Genomic DNA, 20017 nt, shown 5'->3' with positions numbered 1-20017 from the left:
CTTTTGGAGTGCGAATCTAAAATGGAGGCAAAAATGAAAAAAATAGAGAGAAAAACAAAAGAGACGGACATAACAGCAAAACTAAAACTCTACGGCAGTGGCGAATCGCGCATTGAAACGGGCATAGGATTTTTTAATCATATGTTAGAGTCCTTTGCTAAACATAGTTTGGTGGATTTGGAGCTAAATTGCAAGGGCGATTTGGGCGTGGATTCGCACCATAGCGTGGAGGATTGCGGGATTGTCATCGGCAAACTTTTAGGCGAATCGCTCTATCCTGTGAAAAATATCGAGCGATTTGGCTTTGCAAGTGTGGTGATGGACGAATCCTGCGTGGAGTGTTCGCTAGATATTGCGAATCGGGCGTTTTTGCACTTTGATATGCCATTTAACGCGCTAAAATCAGGCAAAATCACTCCGCAAAAAGTGGGCGCGTTTGATTGTGAGCTGGTGGAGGAATTTTTTCGCGCACTTGTGAATAACGCCAATCTTACGGCGCACATTGTCTTTAAACGCGGTAAAAATGCCCACCACATAATCGAAGCGGCGTTTAAAAGCTTTGCCGTAGCATTGCGAAATGCGGCAAAAATCAATGAGCGCGTGAAAATGCCTAGCACAAAAGGGACGCTGTGATTGAGTTGCTTTGTATTGATGTAGATGGGACGCTAACGGATGGGAGTTTGGTGTATGGTTACATAAGCAATTCGTCTCTTACGCAATCTTTGCGGGAGCTTGAAAAATTCTCATTCGATAGGCGACTAGCCTTATCTCAATCGAATTTTTCGGCGCAACCCACAAACCTTGCGCAAGATACTAGAATTGCAAACGATTCAAAAAAAGATTCGTCATTGCGAGGCGAATCGATAGATTCGCCGAAGCAATCCAAAAATTCCCCCTCCCTTGCGGAGGGGGATAAAGGGGGTGGGTTAAAAGCGCAAAAAAATAGTAGCGCGAAATTTTCAAATAGCGACTTTACCCACCCCCTAACCCCCTCCGCAAGGGAGGGGGGAGAAATTACCGAAATTGCCAAAGTTTTCAATGTCAAAGATGGACTTGCTCTTGCCTATTGGCGTAAAATTTTAAATCGCAAAGTTGCCATTATCACGGGCAAAGGAAGCGAGATTCTCCGCATTCGCGCAAGTGAATTGCAAATCCCAAGCGACTTAATTTTTATGAATATCAAAAACAAAGGCGAGATTCTGCGAAAATTAAAAAAAGATTTCGCGTTAAATTCAACCCAAATTGCGTGTGTGGGCGATGATTTAAACGATATTTCTATGTTTGCTGAAGCGTCCCTAAATTTCGCGCCAAATGACTGCGCGAACGCCTTTAAAACTAGCGCGAAAAATCTACCAAAAATCACGATTTTAAACGCCAAAGGTGGCGAAGGCGCGGTGCGGGAGGCGATTGAGCTAATCTTACAAAAAGAGCAAATTTATGAAGATTTTATTGACTTTTTTGCAAAGCAAATTTAACGCAGGAAGTGGCGTTACGGCGTTTTTCATCGCGCTTCTTGCGCTTAGCATTGCCATTGTTTTGTCCTTTGACACCGCGCCACACGCTAAACAAATCGCCCCGCAGAAGCTCCCAAAGATTGAGATTTTTAATTTCACCGCTTATGAGATTGACAAAACCGCCTTGCTAACGGAGCTAATCGCCAAAAATGCAAAGCAATTTGAGCTGCCCGATAAAAGCACGCAAGAAGAGCTAACTGAAATGACACTAAAACGCAACGGCACTTCGTTTGACACGCTCTCCGCGCCAAGTGCGAGAAAAGTGGGCGATGTGATTTACTTTGATGATGGCGTGAAAAATCTGCGCGATGGATATGAAGCGCACAGCGACATTGCGGTGTATGATTTGCGCTCCAAAGTCCTAAAAGGGCGCGATAATTTTTACATAAAAAGCGCGTTTGAGGATATCAAAGGACTGCATTTTAATTACGAAAATGGCGTGATTCAAGCACAAAATATCCACGCAAAAATCAAATTAAGGGGCGCGAAATGAGAGCGATGATGATTTATGTAATGGCGATTTTTGCGCTGCTTGCCGATGATGTGCTTGAAATTACCGCTTTGCATTTTAGCGCAGATGAAAAAAGCGGGATTATCGAGCTAAATGAAAATGTGGAGATTAAAAAGGGCAAAGATGAGCTGTTCGCGCCAAAAGTGGTGGTAAAGGTGGATAAAAATCGCAAGCCACAGCATTATTCGGCGTTTGGCGGGGTGAAGTTTAAGGTCCGCACGAAGGATAAGCGCATTTTAAGCGGGAGTGCTAGGGAGGCGCACTACAACGCGCTAAATGGGCAATATCACCTAAAAGGCAACGCGAAGGTGAAAGAGAGCGATAAAATTAACGAAGTGGTGGGCGAAGAGATTATCATCAACAACGAGGCGGGGTATCTCAATATCACAGGCACGAAAAACCGCCCTGCAAAGGTGATTTTTCAAATGGATGAGCAAGATGATAAGAGTAATTGACGCAAGGTTCGTAAAATCCTGCGAGAAGCTCTCCCAAGCACCGCAAATACAATGCGCTGAAATCGCCATTTTGGGGCGAAGCAATGTCGGCAAAAGTTCGCTCATAAACGCGCTTTTAAATCGCAAAAATTTGGCAAAAAGCTCATCCACACCGGGCAAAACTAGACTAGTAAATTTTTTTGAATCAAAGTGGAGGGTGGATTTTACAAAAGATTCTGCGATAGATTTTGCGAAAGATTTTGCAATAGATTCTGCGAAAGGCAACAAAAATTATAAAAACGCAGAATCTACTTCACTTCGTCATTGCGAGGCACGAAGTGCCGAAGCAATCCAAGATTCTGCGAATCGCACTTTATTTTGTCTGACTTCGCGAAGCGAAGTATCTCTTTTAGATTCTGCGAATCTGTCGCCTAATTTCAATTCAAAATCCCTTATTTTTTCGCAAAAGGGCTGCACCCCGCTCCCGCTCCCCCCGACTTCATTTAAATTGTGTCCCCAAAAGCTGCCGCTTTTCGCTTTTAGGGGGAGAGCCTCGCATTCTCCGCTTTTAGCAAAAAATCGGCGGTTGCACTACTGCAACCTTGCTCCCGATTTTTTGCACCACGAAGCGGGCGAGATTAAGGGTGCTTCGCACGAATCTTTTTTAGATTCTGCGTTCGCAGAATCTAATAAATCTTGTCATATTGAGCGAAGCGAAATATCTCAAAAAAATAGAGATTCTTCGCTCGTTTCACTCGCTCAGAATGACAATTTGGAGGCAGATTCTGCGTGTCAAATAAAAAACGCAGATTCTACCCACCCCCTAGCCCCCTCCGCAAGGGAGGGGGGACAAATTGATTCAATCTTCGCAAGGGAGGGGGGATTTTTGCCACAAACCGAATTTGCAATCCATATTTTGGATTTTCCCGGTTTTGGCTATGCCAAAGTCAGCAAAATAGAAAAAGATTCGTGGGACAAAAATTTGAGCGAGTTTCTAAAAAAGCGCGAATCCATCAAACTTTTCATTCATTTAATCGACTCGCGCCATAAGGATTTAAAAATCGATGGCGAAATTTTGGCGTTTTTAAATGCCTTTAAGCGGGGAGATTCTGCGATTTTGCAGGTTTTCACAAAGGCGGATAAATTAAGCAAAAATGATTTAGCGAAACTAAAACAGCAAAATAAACTTTATCACGCAATTAGCGATAAAAACAGCACGGAGATTCTGCGCTGTGCGATTTTGCGGACGATGTATAATATAAATTTTTAGGGGGTAAAAATGGAGTTTGTGATTTCAAAGCCCACTTTGCGCGACATTCCTGCGATGCGAAGCCTCATTTTGCCCGAAGTGCAAAAAGGCGTGATTTTGGATAGAAGTGAAGATGAAATGGCAAGTGCGATTCGCTCTTATAGCGTTGTGCGGGTAAATTTTGACAATCCAAACAAAATTGTCATTTTGAGCGAAGCGAAAAATCTAAAAAATAGAGATTCTTCGCCTACGGCTCAGAATGACAAAATGGATTGCCACGATTTGACGAAGTCAAATCTCGCAATGACGGAAAATGACGCATTAGATTCTGCGAATCGTGCAAAAAACGCAGAATCTAATGAAAAAAATCCGTCATTGCGAGAAAATGAGCGTAGCGAATTTTCGTGGCAATCCAATAAAAATCAATCGTGCGAAGCACCAAAAACTCGCCCGCTTCGTGGTGCAAAAAATCGGATTCAAACGAGCAGTAGTGCGAGTGCCGATTTTTTGCTAGAAGCGGAAAAGCGAGGCTCTCCCCCTAAAAGCGAAAAAGCGGCTGCTTTTTGGGGACACAATTTAATAGTCGGGGGGAGCGGGAGCGGGGTGCAGCCCTTTTTGCGAAAAGATTCAAGTGAATCAAATGCTAAAAGTGGCGAAAATATCGCAGAATCGCAGAATCTAAAAAGAGATTCTTCGCTTCGTGCTTCGTGCTACGCTCAGAATGACAAAATGGATTGCCACGAAAATTCTTGCGAATTTTCTCGCAATGACGAAATTATTGCAGATTCTGCGAACCGCATAAAAATCGCAGAATCTAACGCAATTTCGCAGAATCTAATCGCAGAATCTCGCAACGATATAAAAATCGCAGAATCTAGCGATATTGACACAGCAAACGCGCCCATTATCGCCTTTGCTGCGCTCCAAATCTTATCTCCCACGCTTGCTGAGATTCGCTCTCTAATCGTAGGCGAATCTTATCGCAGAATGGGACTTGCCACGCATTTAATAAATCACATTTTAGGCGAAGCAAGGGCGTTAAATCTAAAAGAAGTTTTGGCACTCACTTACCAAAAGGAAGTTTTCGCTAAAATCGGCTTTGTAGAAATTGCCAAAGATTCTCTGCCAAATCAAAAAATATGGGCGGATTGTATCAAATGCAAAAAGTTTCCTATATGCGACGAAATAGCTCTACTCAAAACTTTGTAGATTCTGCGCTGTTTTTTGCGGTGCTGTTGATTTATGATGCTTTTAGCTCGGCGTATTTGTTTTTGCCACCGCTTTTTGGGATTTTGTTTTTGAGTTTTGTGCGGTATTATGAGAGTGGGCGGTATTACTCGCTGTTTTTTTTCACGCTAATTTTGTGCGTGATGGAGGCAAATAAGGGACTTTCGCCGATGATACTTTTTTGCGTGTATTGCTTGGCGTATATGTTTTTGCATAATAAAATTATTAAGATTTTTAAATATGTCAATATTTTTGAGTTAATTTACATTCCATCTGTTTATTTTGCATTGCTTGTTTTGAACTCATTTTTTGGCGCGAGTGTGCCGCCGCTTTGGTTTTTGGCGTGGTATTTGATATTAGAAATCTTACTAATGGTTGGGATATGGATACTAAATACAAAATAATTTTAAGCTTTATGGGCGCAATCTTGCTAATAATTGCCGCAAGACTTTATTATATCGCCATCATCAAACACGAGCATTTTGTAAGTATCGCGCAGAAAAATATCATTAGAGTTGAGATGCAAATCCCCGCGCGTGGGCAGATTTTGGATAGAAACAATAAACCTTTGGCGGTAAATGAATTGGGCTATGCAATCGCGCTAAATCCATATTTGGGACGAAAGAAAAATGAGGCGAAATTGGAGGGGGAGATTCTGCGAATTATTGCGCATTTTCCGCATTTTGAGGCGCAGAATCTAAAAGAAATCTATCTATCAAAATACTCCCCCTATAATCATCATCCCATAACAATCATCGATTTTATCCCATATAGCGAAATGTTAAAGAGCTACACGCAACTCTCCCAAAGCGACAATATTCGCATTACAAACGCCACCAAACGCCACTATCCAAATGACACGATGGCAAGCCATATCATCGGCTACATTGGCTCTGCAAATCAGCAAGAGATTTATGATAATGAAATGGCAAAATACACGGGGCTTGTTGGCAAAATTGGCATTGAGCGATATTACAATGACTTTTTGCAAGGCAAATTAGGCTACATAAGAACCAAAGTCGATGTGCTAAATCGCAATGTGGAGATTTTGGAGGAAGTGGGCGCAAACAAGCGATTTGATATGAATCTGGCACTTGATATTGACTTGCAAAGGCATTTGGATTCGCAGTTTGAGGGGAAAGCGGGGGCGACTATTGTGATGGACGCCACAAATGGCGAGATTTTAGCAGCGGGAAGCTACCCTGAATACAACTTAAATGACTTTGTAAATGGTATGAATGAAGAGCAATGGAGCGCGATTCGCGATAGTCCCGCTACGCCGTTGCTAAATAAAATGATAAATGGAATGTATCCGCCGGGTAGCGTTATCAAAATGGGGCTTGGGCTGTCGTTTTTGGAATATGGCGACATTGATGAGCGGACAATCATCGAAACACCGCCATTTGTGGAAATCGGCGGCGTGAGATTTAGAGATTGGAGTGAAAAGCACGGAAGCGCGGATTTGATAAAGGCGTTGAGACGAAGCGTAGATGTGTATTTTTATCGATTGAGCTACAAAATCGGCATTGAAAATATGGCAAAAACGCTCAAAACAATGGGGCTTGGCGAAAAAACAGGCATTGATTTGATAGGCGAATCGCGCGGAATCTTGCCTACGCCATATTGGAAACTAGGCACACGCGGGGAGCCGTGGCGAATCGGCGATACGATAAACGCATCAATCGGGCAGGGCTTATTTTTGGCAACGCCTATTCAAATCGCACGATATACGGCACTAATCGCCACAGGGACTCTGCCTGTGCCACGCTTTGCGCAAAAATTGGGCGAAAATAGCGCGTTAGTAGAGAGCAAAGATGTGCTAAATGATTTTCAAAAAAGCAAACTCCCTGCATTGAGATTAGGAATGTATCAAGTCTGCAACGCAGATGACGGCACAGCGCGATACACGGGCTTTTTGTCGCAAATCACAATGGCTTGCAAAACAGGGACAGCGCAAGTAGTGGGAATCCCAAAGGACATTTTACAGCGAATCCCCGAGCGTGAGTTGGAATACTATCATCGCTCACACGCGTGGATAACGGCGTTTATGCCATATAAAAATCCAAAATATGTAATCACCGTGCTAGTAGAGCACGGAGGCGGAGGCTCAAGTAGCGCGGGACCGATACTTGCCTCCCTTGCAAACAAAATGAAAGAATTGGGATATTTTAAAGAAGTGGGCGTGAAATAGGCGTGAATCGTGAAATTTTTAAGGTATTTTTGTGAATCCTAAATCTAGTCTTAATGTCGCGCAATTAGGGCAGGTTTTTACTCCGCAAAATATTGTCGCTGATATGCTAAAACTTGTGCGAAGCGTAGAACGCGTAGAAAATCCGCGATTTTTAGAGCCAAGCTGTGGCAATGGCGCGTTTTTCACACATTTGCCAAGCAATACAATCGGTATTGAGATTGATAAAGCACAAATACATTGCTATGCGTTTTTGCAAACCACTCACAATGGCACAATTTCCCCCTCCCTTGCGGAGGGGGATAAAGGGGGTGGGTTTTATGATTTGGAAATAGATTTTACCCACCCCCTAGCCCCCTCCGCAAGGGAGGGGGAATCCATAGATTGCCACGATTTTGCAATCTTTGACACAATCACAAAATCTCGCAATGACGGCACAATCCTAAATACAGACTTTTTTGCCTACCCTGTGAGCGAAAAATTTGACACAATCATCGGCAATCCCCCGTATGTGCGCTACCAAGACATACTAGATTCTACAAAGTCGCTTCTAAAACCCTTTAGCGACATATTTGATTTGCGAAGCAATCTTTATCTCTTTTTTATTTATAAATGCGTGTTGCATTTGCGCGACAGGGGCGAGTTAATCTTTATCACACCACGCGATTTTCTAAAAAGCACGGCAAGCGTGAAACTAAATGCGTTTCTTTATGCGCAAGGCAGTATCACGGATTTTGTGGAACTTGGCGATAAGCGGATTTTTAGCAAAGCTCAGCCAAATTGCGTTATTTGGCGGTTTGAAAAGGGTGATTTTTCACGCAAGTGTAGTTGCCAAAACCTGCAAGATTGCCACGAAAAAAAGATTTTTAACTGCATTAGTGGGCAGATAATTTTTACGCGCAAACGCTATGAAATCCCCTTTAGTTCGCTATTTTTTGTCAAAGTGGGCGCGGTAAGCGGGGCGGATAGCATTTTTGCAAATGAAAAATTTGGCAATATGGATTTTGTCTGCTCATTTAGCGCAAAGACGGGCAAGACAAAGAAAATGATTTATGGGGATTTTGGCAAAAATTGCGCGTATTTGGCAGAATTTAAATCGCAACTAAAAGCGCGCAAAATCAAAAAATTTGATGAGCATAATTGGTGGGAATGGGGGCGCGACTACTACAAAAGCGAATCGCCACGAATCTATGTAAATAGCAAGACACGCAATAACAAGCCCTTTTTCTTGCACCCTTGCAACGCCTATGATGGCTCGGTGCTAGCGATTTTCCCGCGCTTTGAAGTGGATAATGCGGGTTTGCAAAAGATTTGTGAAATGCTCAATAATGTGGATTGGGAAGAGCTAGGGTTTGTGTGCGATGGGCGATTTTTGTTCTCACAGCGGAGTTTAGAGAATTGTCTGCTTGGAAGTGAGTTTGGCGAAATCTATGAGTGTGCGAATCTAAAAGCAATTTCGTAGATTTGCTATATAAAGGCGACAAAGGGCAAAATTATGCTAAAATCGCACAAAATTTTAAAGGGCAAAAATGCAAAATGCAAATCTAAACAACAAAACAATCCTAATCACAGGTGGCACGGGGAGCTTTGGCAAGGCGTTTGTGGGAAAAATCTTAAAGGATTTTAACCCCAAAAAAGTCATCATTTATAGTAGAGATGAGTTGAAACAATTTGAAATGGCGCAGAGTTTTGATAGTCCGCAAATGCGCTTTTTTATCGGCGATGTGCGGGATTTATCGCGCCTAAAAACCGCGCTAAATGGCGTGGATATTTGCATTCACGCAGCCGCGCTAAAACAAGTGCCGATTGCCGAATACAACCCGTTAGAGTGCATAAAGACAAACATTATCGGCGCAAGTAATGTCATAGAGGCGTGTTTGGAGAACAAAGTTGCCAAAATCATCGCGCTATCCACTGACAAAGCCGCAAATCCTATCAATCTCTACGGCGCGACAAAACTCTGCTCGGACAAGCTATTTGTGAGTGCGAATAATATCAAGGGCAGTTTGGATTCAAAGTTTAGCGTGGTGCGCTATGGCAATGTGGTGGGGAGTCGTGGCTCTGTCGTGCCGTTTTTTAGGGGGCTAATCGCAAATGGCGCAAAAGAACTGCCCATAACAGACTCTAAAATGTCGCGATTTTTTATCACGCTGAGTTCTGGCGTAGATTTTGTCATAAAATCGCTTTTGCGAATGCAGGGCGGGGAGATTTTTATCCCAAAGATTCCTAGTATCAAAATCGTGGATTTGGCAAAAGCGTTAGCACCAAATATCCCGCACAAAATCACCGGGATTCGCGCTGGGGAGAAGCTAAATGAAGTGATGATTCCCCGTGATGATGCGAGGCTGTGCGTGGAGTTTGAGGATTTTTATTTGTTGAAGCCCACGATTAACTTCAACACGCCCATTGATTATACTAAAACCGCGCTTGGTGAGCGTGGAGTGAGCGTTAAAGCGGACTTTGAATATAGTAGCCACACGAATGATAAATGGCTAAAAGGTGATGAAATTTTAAAAATTTTGGGGTAGATTCTGCGAGATTTTGCTAAAATGCGGAATTTATTTTAAGGATTGCGAATGCAAAAATATGCCATAGTCGCGGGGAATGCGCCAAGTTTAGCGGAAATTGATTATTCGCTGTTGCCAAGCGGACAAGATTCTGCGAATAGTGCGTTAGATTCTGCGAACAGCGCAAATTTCGCAGAATCTACTACAAATCCCCCCCCCGTAGCGATTCGCAGAATCTGCCTTGCGATTCGCAGAATCTGCTAACAAATTTCGCCATTTTTCGTTGCAATCAGTTTTATTTTGAACGCAAATATTATTTAGGCAAAAGGGTCGATTTCGCCTTTGTCGTGCCAAATTATTTGTTAGAAAATCACTTCACACACAGCGTATTAAAGTTTAGGGGCGAGTATGAGATAGGGCGCACCATCGCCACCACCATCGGGTTCAAATCGCCCGATAGATTTTACTGCGACCATTCGCATATTTTCCCTTATATCAAAAGTGGCGAGACATATTTGGCGCAATTAGAGGCATTCTATAACTTTATGAAATTTAATGAGTTGCATTACAATGCCCGTCCCACGAGCGGAATTTATATGTGCGCGGTGGCAGTGGCGCTTGGATTTAGAGAAATTTTCATCGCTGGGATTGATTTATATCAAAGCAGTGCGACTTATGCCTTTGATAGTAATACGCCAAATGTGCTTAAAAAAGACCCGAATTTCGGACCTCTGGGCGATATGCACTCACTTGCAATCGACTTAGCGGCATTAGAATTTTTAGCGAAAAATTATGGAGTGAAATTTTACTCCATTTGCCCAAATTCGCCTATTTCAAAGTATATTTCAGTGCCAAAAGCGCAAAATAAAGTCCCCTTCATCGCAGAATCTAAACCCACAAATTACACAAAAGACATAATCATCCCAAGCGAAATCGCCTACCAAAAGTTATCTTACGAGCGAGAATGCGCGCAGTGGGGATATTCCTCGCCTTATGCGCCATCGCAAAATGAACTGCCCTGCAAAAAAGTCCTGCGCGAAAACAGCGCATTTTGCTTTTTAAAGGACTTGTGGCGACTGCCAAAGCATATATTTGATTATTTGCAAGAAAAACGCGCCGTAAAACGGGGGGGGGGGGGGAATCCCCTTTGGAGAAAAGTAAATGTCCGCGCACTCCGTAAGATTCTGCACTTTGCTTTGCAATATTGCATATTTTCTGTCATTGCGAGATTTTGCAAAGCAAAATCGTGGCAATCTATTCCAAACGCCGTCATTGCGAGATTTGCCAAAGGCAAATCGTGGCAATCTAAAAAAAGATTTAGATTCTGCGATTTTATGCGAGATTCTGCGTTTTGCGCGAAATTCGCAGAATCTAATATTTTGCGATTTGCGAATTTTTTCGCAGAATCTCAAACATTCGCAGAATCTAATCTATTTTTCGCAAAATCTCACGCATTCGCAGAATCTAATTTATTTTTCGCAGATTCTGCGACTTTGGATACTTTGGCAAAAGAGCGTATTTTGGTGGCGTGTAATGGTTGATTTTAGCGCGAGTTATAAATGCCACAAGCGAGATTCTTTGCTCGTTTCACTCGCTCAGAATGACAATTTGGAGGCAGATTCTGCAAAATCCGCCATTATCGCGGGAAATGCGCCAAGTTTGGCACAGATTGATTATTCTCGCTTGCCACTAAATTTTGAAGTGTTTCGCTGTAATCAATTTTATTTTGAGAAAAAATATTATTTAGGTAAAAAAGTCCGCGCCGTTTGCTTCGCAAATCAGGCATTATTTGAGCAAATCTACACAATGCTTCTTTTAAATAATCGCGGGGAATACAGCGTAGATTCTGCGTTTTTGAATAATTTTTATGCTTTTGGATTGGAGGGGGCGGAGTTCTCGCAAAATATGGAGATTTTCACCTCCGCATTTAGGCAAAATATTTTTATAAATCGCATTTTTGATGGCGCACACTCGCATAAAATCGCGGAATTTTTGGAGTTTGCCGTGCTAAATCAACTCTATAATTTCGCCCACCCAACAAGTGGCATTTGGTTATGCGCGATTGCTGTGGCACTTGGATTTAGGGAGATTTATATTGCTGGGATTGACTTTTATCGTGGGGAAAAAGTCTATGCGTTTGATACTTTGGCGCGAAATTTTTGCAGTTTTGATACAAATATGCGCGATTATATCACCGCAAGAGAACAGCACAATGCCCCGCACACGGAGGGTTATCACAGCAAGGCGTTTGATTTGCAGTGCTTGGAGTTTTTGGCAAAGCACTATGGCGCGAAATTTTACTCGCTTTGTCCGCAAAGTCCCATTTCGCAGAATCTCCCCCTTGCGCCAAAGACAAATAATTCTTTTATCCCGCAAGATAAACCAAAAGATTTTATAAACGATGTGCAAATCCCGCCAAAAGAAGCGTATTTGCAGTTTTTCTCACCGCATTTTAAAGAACGAGTGAAGCACATCAAAAGTCCCGCGCGGATAAAGACAAACATTTATTTTAGGGCGTTAAGGGATGCTATGCGATTATTTGGCGACTTAAAATTATTTTTAAAGCACAGAAAGGAGCGCGATAAAAATGATGAAAGCATTTAACATAGGCAATTTACATATTTCAAACGAAACGCCACCGCTTGTGATTCCAGAGATTGGCATAAATCACGGCGGAAGCTTGGAAGTGGCGAAGCTAATGGTAGATTCTGCGATTAACGCAGGGGCGAAAATCATAAAGCACCAAACGCATATAATCGAAGATGAAATGAGTAGCGAGGCAAAATCCGTTATTCCGGGCAATGCAAAAATAAGCATTTATGAGATAATGAAAAAATGTGCGCTAAGCTACAAAGATGAACTTGCGCTCAAAGAATACGCCGAATCTAAGGGACTAATCTATCTCTCCACGCCATTTTCTCGCGCTGCGGCAAATCGCCTAAATGATATGGGCGTTTTGGCATTCAAAATCGGCAGTGGCGAATGCAATAATTACCCGCTTCTTAAACATATCGCAGGATTTAAAAAACCCATAATTTTAAGCACAGGAATGAATAGCATAGAATCTATCGCTAAAAGCGTGGAGATTCTGCGAAATGCACAAATCCCATTTGTCCTGCTTCACACGACAAATCTCTATCCCACGCCACCAAATTTGGTGCGACTAAATGCGATGATTGCACTAAAAGAAGCGTTTGACTGCCTTGTGGGATTAAGCGACCATAGCATAAGCAATCTTGCGTGTTTGGGTGCTGTCGCACTTGGTGCGTGTGTGGTGGAGCGACATTTCACAGACACTATGGAGCGAAGGGGACCTGATATTATCTGCTCGATGGATGAGTTTGCCTTGCGTGAGCTAATAACACAAAGCAAAGAAATGTTTATCTTGCGTGGGAGTGAAAATGAAGCAAAAGTCCCTACCAAAGAAGAGCAAGTAACCATAGATTTTGCCTTTGCAAGTGTGGTTAGCATCGCCCAAATCAAAAAAGGCGAGGTGTTGAGTGAGAAAAATATTTGGGTAAAGCGACCTAGCAAAGGTGGCATAAGCGCAGAGCATTACGAATCTCTTTTAGGAAAAGTGGCGTTAAGAGATATTCCAAATGATACGCAGATAAAGATTTGCGATATAGGCGAATAAATATGCTAGATTCGACACATAAAAAACGCAAAATTGTCTTTGTCAGTGGCACTCGCGCAGATTTTAGCAAAATCAAATCTTTGGCGTTGAAAGTCGAGCATTCGGCTGATTTTGAAGTCTATATCTTTGCCACAGGTATGCACCTAAGCAATCACTTTGGGCTAACGGTGCGCGAGATTGAAAAATGCGGATTTAAGCATATCCATAAATTTATAAACCACGATAGATATTATCAAATGGACTTAGCATTAGCGCACACAATCGATGGCTTTGCAAAATTTATCGCTGAATATAAACCAGACTTAATCATAGCACACGGCGATAGAATCGAGCCACTCGCAGCTTCAATCGCAGGTGCGCTAAATAATATTTTAGTCGCTCACATTGAGGGTGGCGAAGTCTCAGGCACGATAGATGATTCTTTGCGCCACGCAATTTCTAAACTCTCTCACATTCATTTGGTAAATGATTGCGTGGCAAAAAGGCGACTAATGCAATTAGGCGAAAGCGAAAAGTCCATTTTTATCATCGGTTCGCCTGATTTGGATATTTTGGATAGCACAGATATTAGTTTGGAGGTGGCAAAAAAATATTATGACATAGATTTTGAAAAGTATGCGATTTTGCTGTTTCACCCCGTAACGACCGAAATAGATTCTATGCAAATCCAAGCAAATGCGCTATGCGAAGCATTAAAAGAGAGTAGGCAAAATTACATTGTGGTGTATCCAAATAATGATTTGGGATTTGAGCAGATTTTGGAAGCATATAAATCTTTGGAGCATTTGGCGCAATTTAGATTTTTCCCAAGTATTCGCTTTGAGTATTTTATCGCGCTTTTAAAGGGAGCGGATTTTTTAATCGGTAATTCTAGTTGCGCTTTAAAAGAAGCACCGCATTTAGGGATTCCTAGCATAAATGTCGGCACACGGCAGAGCAATAGAGCGGGACTAAATCTGCCAAGTGTGATAAATACCAAATGCCAAAAAGAAGCGATTTTAGGGGCAATAAGAAAGGTTAAAAATTGTCATATTGAGCGCAACGAAATATCTCAAACCTCTTTTTGTCATACTGAGGGCGAAGCCCGAAGTATCTCTAAATCGCAAGAAAAGAGATATTTCGCTAACGCTCAATATGACAATTTGGAGGTAGATTCTGCGAATTGTGCAGTAGATTCTGCGGTAGATTCTGCGCCACGCCACAAATCCGCAGAAGTATTTTTTGATTTACTAAAACGCGGTGTTTTTTGGGAGCAAAAACTCCAAAAGCAATTTGTAGATTTGGAGCATTTGCGATGAGAGTGCTACAAAAACTATTTAGATTCTGTGATAAACGCGATATTTCGTTGCAAAATCTAAATAATTTCATCCCAAAAGATATTTTAAATGCACTAGATTCTGCCCCCTCCCTTGCGAGTGATGATTTTGTGATTTCCCCCTCCCTTGCGGAGGGGGATAAAGGGTGTGGGTTAAAATCTCAAAATAATAGTCCCGCAAAAATTTTAAATAGTAAATTTACCCACCCCCTAGCCCCCTCCGCAAGGGAGGGGGAACAAATCAATTTAACCTCCGCAATGGAGGGGGAATACAATTTAGATTCTGAAAATCACGCTTTGTTTTGTCTGACTTCACGAAGCGAAGTATCTCAAAAAAATAGAGATTCTTCGGTTGCTACGCAACCTCAGAATGACAAAATATTTACTAATTTCGCAGAATCTAATATCGGGGGGGGGGGGGAATTCCCTTTTAGAAACTATTTTAGGATGCAAAATGTCTTATTATAAACTCGACTCCCACACCAAATCCGCGCATTCTCCGCTAAATCCGTGGGCATTTATCCGCGTGAAAAACGAAGCGCGGACGCTAAAAGCAAGTCTGCACTCGATTTTACCTGCATTTCAGCGCGGAATTATCGCATATAACGACTGCACCGATGGTAGCGAAAAAATCATTTTAGATTTTTGCGCCAAAAATCCATCATTTCTGCCAAAAAAATATCCGCACAAAATCACGCTAGAAAATCCCGCCACAGCGCAAAATATGCTACATAATTATTATAATTTCGCGCTATCTTTCATCCCAAAAAAGCAGTGGTTTATGAAGATTGACTGCGACCATATTTATGATGCAAAAATGCTTTATAAAACCTTCTATTTAGCGCGCAGTGCGAAAGATTGCGTGGTTTATCCGCGAGTGAATTTCATCGTCCAAAATAATCAAATTTTCATCCAAAATAACGGCGAAAATGGCTATATTTTAGGTGGCGACCAGCTTTTACTTTGCAATGAAAACATTTCATTTGCCCCGCGTCTCACTTCAAAATCTTCGCAGTGGATGGATAAAAATGACAATTCGCAGAATCTAATTAGCGAAATTATGCTTGCCCCGCGCAATTTGCGAATGGTTTATGCGCCGTTAATGCAGTGGCATTTTCCAGCAATAAAGGCGCACAGACGCGAGTTTGTAAAGCATTTGGACTTGATACCACTAAGTGAATTTATCGCTAAAAACTCGCATTTGCTTGGGCGAAAAATCCCGCGCGAATATGTGAGCGATGAAGTGATTTTGAAACTTTATAATTTATTTGATTTGGAGGCATAAGATGGTTTTAGCGTTGATTCCCGCAAGGGCTGGGAGTAAAAGTATCAAAAATAAAAATTTGGCGTCTCTTGGTGGCAAACCGCTACTTTTTTATGCGATAGATTCTGCGAAAAAGGCGCGTTGCGTGGATAAAATCGTGGTAAGTAGCGATGGTGGCGAGATTTTGGATTACGCGACTTCGCAGGGCGTTTTTGCGCTAAATCGCCCAAGCGAACTCGCGGGAGACTTCACGCAAACTAGCGAAGTTGTGGCACACGCTTTGGGGCATTTTAGGGATTTTGATGAGATTATTATCTTGCAACCCACTTCGCCTTTTAGGGATTCTGCGGATATTGAGAGCGCGTATAAAATCTTTAAAAGCAACAATGCAAACGCGCTAATTAGCGTGGAGTGCGCGGATAATAAGATTTTAAAAGCATTCATCGCAAATGAAAATGGCGAACTGCGCGGGATTTGCGACAATCAAATGCCTTTTATGCCACGCCAAAAACTGCCAAAGGTTTATCAAAGCAATGGCGCGATTTATATCATCAAAAAAGATGCGTTTTTAGCGCACAACACGCTTTTACCGCCAAAGACGCATTTTTATGAGATGAGCGAGTCGCTTGATATTGACTTGCCAAGCGATTTGCAGAGGGCAAATGAAATTTTAAAAATGGAGGATAAAGATGAAAATAGCAAATGTGAGTGAGTTAAAAGATGGCGTAAATGAAGTGTTTGCGGGGGCAAAAAAATATTTTATTTACAAAAATGGCGTGGAAGTCAAGGTGTATAGTGCGGTGTGTCCGCATCAAGGGGCGATTTTATGTTTTGACAATTCGTCTTTGGGTAATAGCAATTCGTCTCTCGCGCAAGATACTAGAATTGCGAATGGTTTAAAAAACGCAGAATCTACCCCTGTTTTGTCATTGCGAGGCGCACGAAGCGAAGCGAGTGCAACGAAGCAATCCAAAAGATTTGCGAGTGAAGCGAAGCAACCATCCACACAAAATTGTCATATTGAGCGTAGCGAAATATCTAAAAAAAATAGAGATTCTTCGCTTCGCACTTCGTGCTCCGCTCAGAATAACAAAATAGATTGCCACGATTCTGCTACGCAGAATCTCGCAATGACGGAAAATAATACAGATTCTGCAAATCGCACGAAAAACGCAGAATCTAATGAAAATATCGCAGAATCTGCGCTAGATTCTGCGCCTCGCGATGAAATCTATTGCAAAGTGCATAATTGGCGTTTTTGTGCCAAAAGTGGGGAAGCGACAAATGTGAAAAATGCGAGTTTGAGCGAAGTGGCATTTAGAATCGATGATTTGGGGGATATTTATTTAGATTCTGTAAAAAGCAACAAAATCACAGAATCTAATAAACAAAACGGCGAAAATATCGCAGAATCTGCCCCCACTTCGTCATTGCGAACGAGCGAAGCGAGTGCAACGAAGCAATCCACAGAATTTGCGAGCGTAGCGAAAAATCTCAAAACAAATATAGATTCTTCGCTCATTTCATTCGCTCAGAATGACAAAATAGATTGCCACGATTTGACTTCGTCAAATCTCGCAATGACGGAAAATAATGCAGATTCTACGAATCGCACAAATTTCGCAGAATCTTTCACTAAAAATCCCCCCCCCGTAGCGAAAATTCACAAAACCCCACAATTTCACAAAACCCAAAAAATTCGCCAAATCTCCGCATAACTCTCCATTCTCACGCCTGCCTAGAATTTCGCTACCATAATTTTTCGCTTCTTTGCGACCCGTGGATTATTGGCAGTGCGTTTTTTGGCGCGTGGCGCAATTATCCCACGCCACTTTTAAACGCGCAAAATATCCACACACTCACACAGCGCACAAATGCCATTTGGATTTCGCACGAGCACAGCGACCATTTTCACCCTGCGACTTTAAAATATTTTGATAAACAAACACCCATTTTTGTCCCTGCCTTTGCAAATGGGCGAATGGAAGCGCATTTGCAAAAAATGGGATTTGAAAATATCATTAGTGCGAAATTTGGGGAGCGAGTAAAAATCGCAAATGATGTTTTTATCACCACTTATGAACCTGCTTCGCTGTGGAATGATGCGCAGATTTTGCTTGAATTGGGCGATTTTCACATTTTAAATATCAATGACGCTGGGATAAATCACAAAATCCACGAAAAGATTAAATCCGTAGATTTAATCTGCTCTGCGTTTTCGCCCGGTGCTAGTGGGTATCCTGCGACTTGGACGCACTTAAATGACACACAAAAAATAGAGATTTATGAAAAGTCCCGCACCGCCACACTTGAAATGCTAAAAAAGGCGTGTGAGATGTATGATGCGAAATATTTTTTGCCCTTTGCTTCGCATTTTATTTTAAACCACCCTGCGCATTTGAAATATATGAAACTCTTGCGTAAAAATACGATTTTTGATGTAACTAGTGCTTTTAAGGATAGCAAGGTAGAAGTTTTGCCATTGCTCTTTGGTGATGCGTGGAGTGCAGAATCTGGATTGCAAAAAATGCAGAGGGCGCAAAATCTTTATGATTTTAGCGTGGTTGAATCACACATAAAAAATGATTTTGATAAAGCGGAGTTTGAAACGCAATATCCAAAGGCACAAAATTATGATAAGGCGGTGGTTTTAAAATATTTTGAAAATCTAAATAATATCCCTGAAATGGTGTTTTGCGAAGATTTGGTAATGAGCGTTTATCCTATCGGTGAATCTTGCGAAGCATTTTCTTTTGAAATAAAAAATGGCGTTTTAAAGATTTGTGAAAATCTCGCGACCTCGCCAAATATCACTATGAAAATCCCTTCTATAATTTTAATGCAGATTTGCAAAAATAATGAGAGCTGGGATGAGGCGACAATCGGTTATTGGTGTGAATTTAGTCGCAATCCAGACATTTATCACACGGAATTTTGGCGCATAATGCAGTGTCCATATTATTTGAAAAATCCACACAATGCAGATTCTGCGAATATTACAGCACAAAGCAATGTGGCGTGGGTTTTGGAGAGACTTGGCGAAATTGGTGAAAAAATCTTTGGTCGGTATGGATTGTATTGTCTATCTTGCAATAAAGCATATAGCGAAACAATCGCCCAAGCTTGTGCAATGCACGGGATTGATAATGCTAAATGTAAGCGATTATTGGGCGAATTAAGGGCACATTTGGGATGAGATTTTGAGGTAAATTTGTGAAAATTTTTGTGCGAGATTCTGCGATTCGCAGAATCTGCCCTGTATTTCGTCATTGCGAGACGCACGAATTAAATGAGTGCAACGAAGCAATCTATTTCAGCGAATCGTAAATCAAAGGCGAATCGCTTATTTTGTGTGAATCTAAATGTAATAATTTATTGATTCATATTTTTACATTACGCGAATCTATCTTTTAAATCCGTGTGATTTGGATTGTTTTGATTCGGCGTTGCCGAATCTCGCAATGACGGAAAGGGGTGATTTATTTTTGATTTGTGGATTGCTTCGTTGTTTTCGCTATCGCTCAAACTGCCTCGCAATGACGATTCGGCGCATTTCACCCCAAATCTCACGCGATTTGCCACATTCAACTTCTACTTTTTTACCGCCTCGTTGCAATCCTTATAATCCGCACTTTGCACATTAAATAAATCCACGCCACGCGCAATACTCTCATCATACATTGCGATTTTTTTCTGCAAATGCCCTGAAATTTCTTGTATTCGCGCCATTCGCGCTTGTATTTTTTTAAACGCTTTTTCTAGCAATGCCTTGCGCTGTTTTGCCGTGCGGAAGCCCTGTGCGAACATTTCTGCGTAGCTTTTTATATCCTCCAAACTCATATCCGCATCGCGTAGCCAAACCACCCAATTTACCCACCGCACATCGCTGTCGCTGAAATATTTGACGCCATTTTTGTCGCGCTCAATGCTTGGAAATACGCCCTTTTTCGCCCAAAAGCGCAGTGTGTAGCAGGATACGCCTGTGATTTTTTCGACTTGTTTGATTGTGTATGCCATTTTCGCTCCATTTTGTAAAATAAAAATGTAATTATAAAAGATGATAGTAGGTATAAGTCAATGGTTTTTTGAAAAATTTGGCAAAATTATCGCAAATTTAATGTTGCTTTAAATGTTAAAAAACTACAATCCCGCTTTTAAATTTCAAAAAAAA

At 41.8% G+C, this 20017-nt stretch carries 21 protein-coding genes and 2 pseudogenes; 21 read left to right on the top strand and 2 right to left on the bottom strand.

The window, feature by feature from the left end:
* Positions 1-33: 33 nt before the first annotated feature.
* From hisB to ACWIUD_RS06535, 21 genes and pseudogenes are all read left to right on the top strand, one after another.
* Positions 34-633 carry an imidazoleglycerol-phosphate dehydratase HisB gene (hisB, locus tag ACWIUD_RS06635; protein ID WP_454147869.1) on the top strand — a complete coding sequence of 200 codons (600 nt, stop codon included), beginning with the start codon at positions 34-36 and terminating at the stop codon, positions 631-633.
* Positions 630-1475 (top strand): KdsC family phosphatase, encoded by an 846-nt coding sequence (locus tag ACWIUD_RS06630; protein ID WP_454147867.1) that lies wholly within the window; start codon positions 630-632, stop codon positions 1473-1475. The genes hisB and ACWIUD_RS06630 overlap by 4 nt, the downstream gene beginning before the upstream one ends.
* The gene (locus ACWIUD_RS06625; protein WP_454147865.1) at positions 1438-2007 is read left to right on the top strand and encodes a hypothetical protein; all 570 of its coding nucleotides are present in this window, start codon (positions 1438-1440) and stop codon (positions 2005-2007) included. The genes ACWIUD_RS06630 and ACWIUD_RS06625 overlap by 38 nt, the downstream gene beginning before the upstream one ends.
* Positions 2004-2480: a lipopolysaccharide transport periplasmic protein LptA gene (gene lptA / locus ACWIUD_RS06620; RefSeq protein WP_454147863.1), complete on the top strand. Its 477-nt coding sequence runs from the start codon at positions 2004-2006 to the stop codon at positions 2478-2480. The genes ACWIUD_RS06625 and lptA overlap by 4 nt, the downstream gene beginning before the upstream one ends.
* A pseudogene (locus ACWIUD_RS06615) lies at positions 2464-2673 on the top strand (GTPase); the annotation flags it as partial. The gene lptA and the pseudogene ACWIUD_RS06615, both read left to right, overlap by 17 nt.
* Positions 2674-3738: 1065 nt before the next feature.
* The gene (locus ACWIUD_RS06610; RefSeq protein ID WP_454147861.1) at positions 3739-4917 is read left to right on the top strand and encodes a GNAT family N-acetyltransferase; all 1179 of its coding nucleotides are present in this window, start codon (positions 3739-3741) and stop codon (positions 4915-4917) included.
* Positions 4884-5339 carry a hypothetical protein gene (locus tag ACWIUD_RS06605; RefSeq protein ID WP_454147859.1) on the top strand — a complete coding sequence of 152 codons (456 nt, stop codon included), beginning with the start codon at positions 4884-4886 and terminating at the stop codon, positions 5337-5339. The genes ACWIUD_RS06610 and ACWIUD_RS06605 overlap by 34 nt, the downstream gene beginning before the upstream one ends.
* Positions 5318-7126, top strand: coding sequence for a penicillin-binding protein 2 (mrdA, locus tag ACWIUD_RS06600; protein WP_454147857.1), 1809 nt, complete (start codon positions 5318-5320; stop codon positions 7124-7126). The genes ACWIUD_RS06605 and mrdA overlap by 22 nt, the downstream gene beginning before the upstream one ends.
* Positions 7127-7157: 31 nt before the next feature.
* Positions 7158-8585, top strand: coding sequence for an Eco57I restriction-modification methylase domain-containing protein (locus ACWIUD_RS06595; protein ID WP_454147855.1), 1428 nt, complete (start codon positions 7158-7160; stop codon positions 8583-8585).
* A gap of 67 nt (positions 8586-8652) precedes the next feature.
* Complete coding sequence (pseB, locus tag ACWIUD_RS06590) at positions 8653-9651, top strand: UDP-N-acetylglucosamine 4,6-dehydratase (inverting) (protein ID WP_454147853.1); 999 nt, start codon at positions 8653-8655, stop codon at positions 9649-9651.
* Between the two features lie 48 nt (positions 9652-9699).
* On the top strand, positions 9700-9894 hold the full coding sequence (locus ACWIUD_RS06585) for a hypothetical protein (RefSeq protein WP_454147851.1): 195 nt from the start codon (positions 9700-9702) through the stop codon (positions 9892-9894).
* Positions 9828-11171, top strand: a complete 1344-nt coding sequence (locus ACWIUD_RS06580; RefSeq protein ID WP_454147971.1) for an alpha-2,3-sialyltransferase — start codon at positions 9828-9830, stop codon at positions 11169-11171. Before ACWIUD_RS06585 ends, ACWIUD_RS06580 begins: the two co-directional genes overlap by 67 nt.
* Positions 11164-12234 carry an alpha-2,3-sialyltransferase gene (locus ACWIUD_RS06575; protein ID WP_454147969.1) on the top strand — a complete coding sequence of 357 codons (1071 nt, stop codon included), beginning with the start codon at positions 11164-11166 and terminating at the stop codon, positions 12232-12234. Before ACWIUD_RS06580 ends, ACWIUD_RS06575 begins: the two co-directional genes overlap by 8 nt.
* On the top strand, positions 12221-13267 hold the full coding sequence (locus tag ACWIUD_RS06570) for an N-acetylneuraminate synthase family protein (RefSeq protein ID WP_454147967.1): 1047 nt from the start codon (positions 12221-12223) through the stop codon (positions 13265-13267). Before ACWIUD_RS06575 ends, ACWIUD_RS06570 begins: the two co-directional genes overlap by 14 nt.
* Before the next feature lie 2 nt (positions 13268-13269).
* Positions 13270-14565 (top strand): UDP-N-acetylglucosamine 2-epimerase, encoded by a 1296-nt coding sequence (gene neuC / locus ACWIUD_RS06565; RefSeq protein ID WP_454147849.1) that lies wholly within the window; start codon positions 13270-13272, stop codon positions 14563-14565.
* On the top strand, positions 14562-15050 hold the full coding sequence (locus ACWIUD_RS06560; RefSeq protein ID WP_454147847.1) for a hypothetical protein: 489 nt from the start codon (positions 14562-14564) through the stop codon (positions 15048-15050). The genes neuC and ACWIUD_RS06560 overlap by 4 nt, the downstream gene beginning before the upstream one ends.
* Positions 15037-15867 carry a beta-1,4-N-acetylgalactosaminyltransferase gene (locus ACWIUD_RS06555; RefSeq protein ID WP_454147845.1) on the top strand — a complete coding sequence of 277 codons (831 nt, stop codon included), beginning with the start codon at positions 15037-15039 and terminating at the stop codon, positions 15865-15867. The genes ACWIUD_RS06560 and ACWIUD_RS06555 overlap by 14 nt, the downstream gene beginning before the upstream one ends.
* Position 15868: 1 nt before the next feature.
* Positions 15869-16558 (top strand): acylneuraminate cytidylyltransferase family protein, encoded by a 690-nt coding sequence (locus ACWIUD_RS06550; protein WP_454147843.1) that lies wholly within the window; start codon positions 15869-15871, stop codon positions 16556-16558.
* Complete coding sequence (locus ACWIUD_RS06545; RefSeq protein WP_454147841.1) at positions 16536-17564, top strand: Rieske 2Fe-2S domain-containing protein; 1029 nt, start codon at positions 16536-16538, stop codon at positions 17562-17564. The genes ACWIUD_RS06550 and ACWIUD_RS06545 overlap by 23 nt, the downstream gene beginning before the upstream one ends.
* Positions 17525-17746: pseudogene (locus ACWIUD_RS06540) on the top strand (hypothetical protein); the annotation flags it as partial. The gene ACWIUD_RS06545 and the pseudogene ACWIUD_RS06540, both read left to right, overlap by 40 nt.
* A gap of 81 nt (positions 17747-17827) precedes the next feature.
* A complete protein-coding gene (locus tag ACWIUD_RS06535) occupies positions 17828-19042 on the top strand; it encodes a hypothetical protein (protein ID WP_454147839.1) in 1215 nt (404 codons plus the stop codon).
* Between the two features lie 197 nt (positions 19043-19239).
* Here ACWIUD_RS06535 and ACWIUD_RS06530 read toward each other — a convergent pair whose 3' ends face one another.
* Positions 19240-19416, bottom strand: a complete 177-nt coding sequence (locus ACWIUD_RS06530) for a hypothetical protein (RefSeq protein WP_454147837.1) — start codon at positions 19414-19416, stop codon at positions 19240-19242.
* 21 nt (positions 19417-19437) lie between these two features.
* Complete coding sequence (locus tag ACWIUD_RS06525) at positions 19438-19863, bottom strand: MerR family transcriptional regulator (protein ID WP_454147835.1); 426 nt, start codon at positions 19861-19863, stop codon at positions 19438-19440.
* Positions 19864-20017 lie beyond the last annotated feature (154 nt).

The organism is Helicobacter sp. 23-1044, from assembly GCF_053654695.1.
Note: the sequence above shows the minus strand (reverse complement) of the source record. Positions and strands in the feature narration are given on the sequence as shown.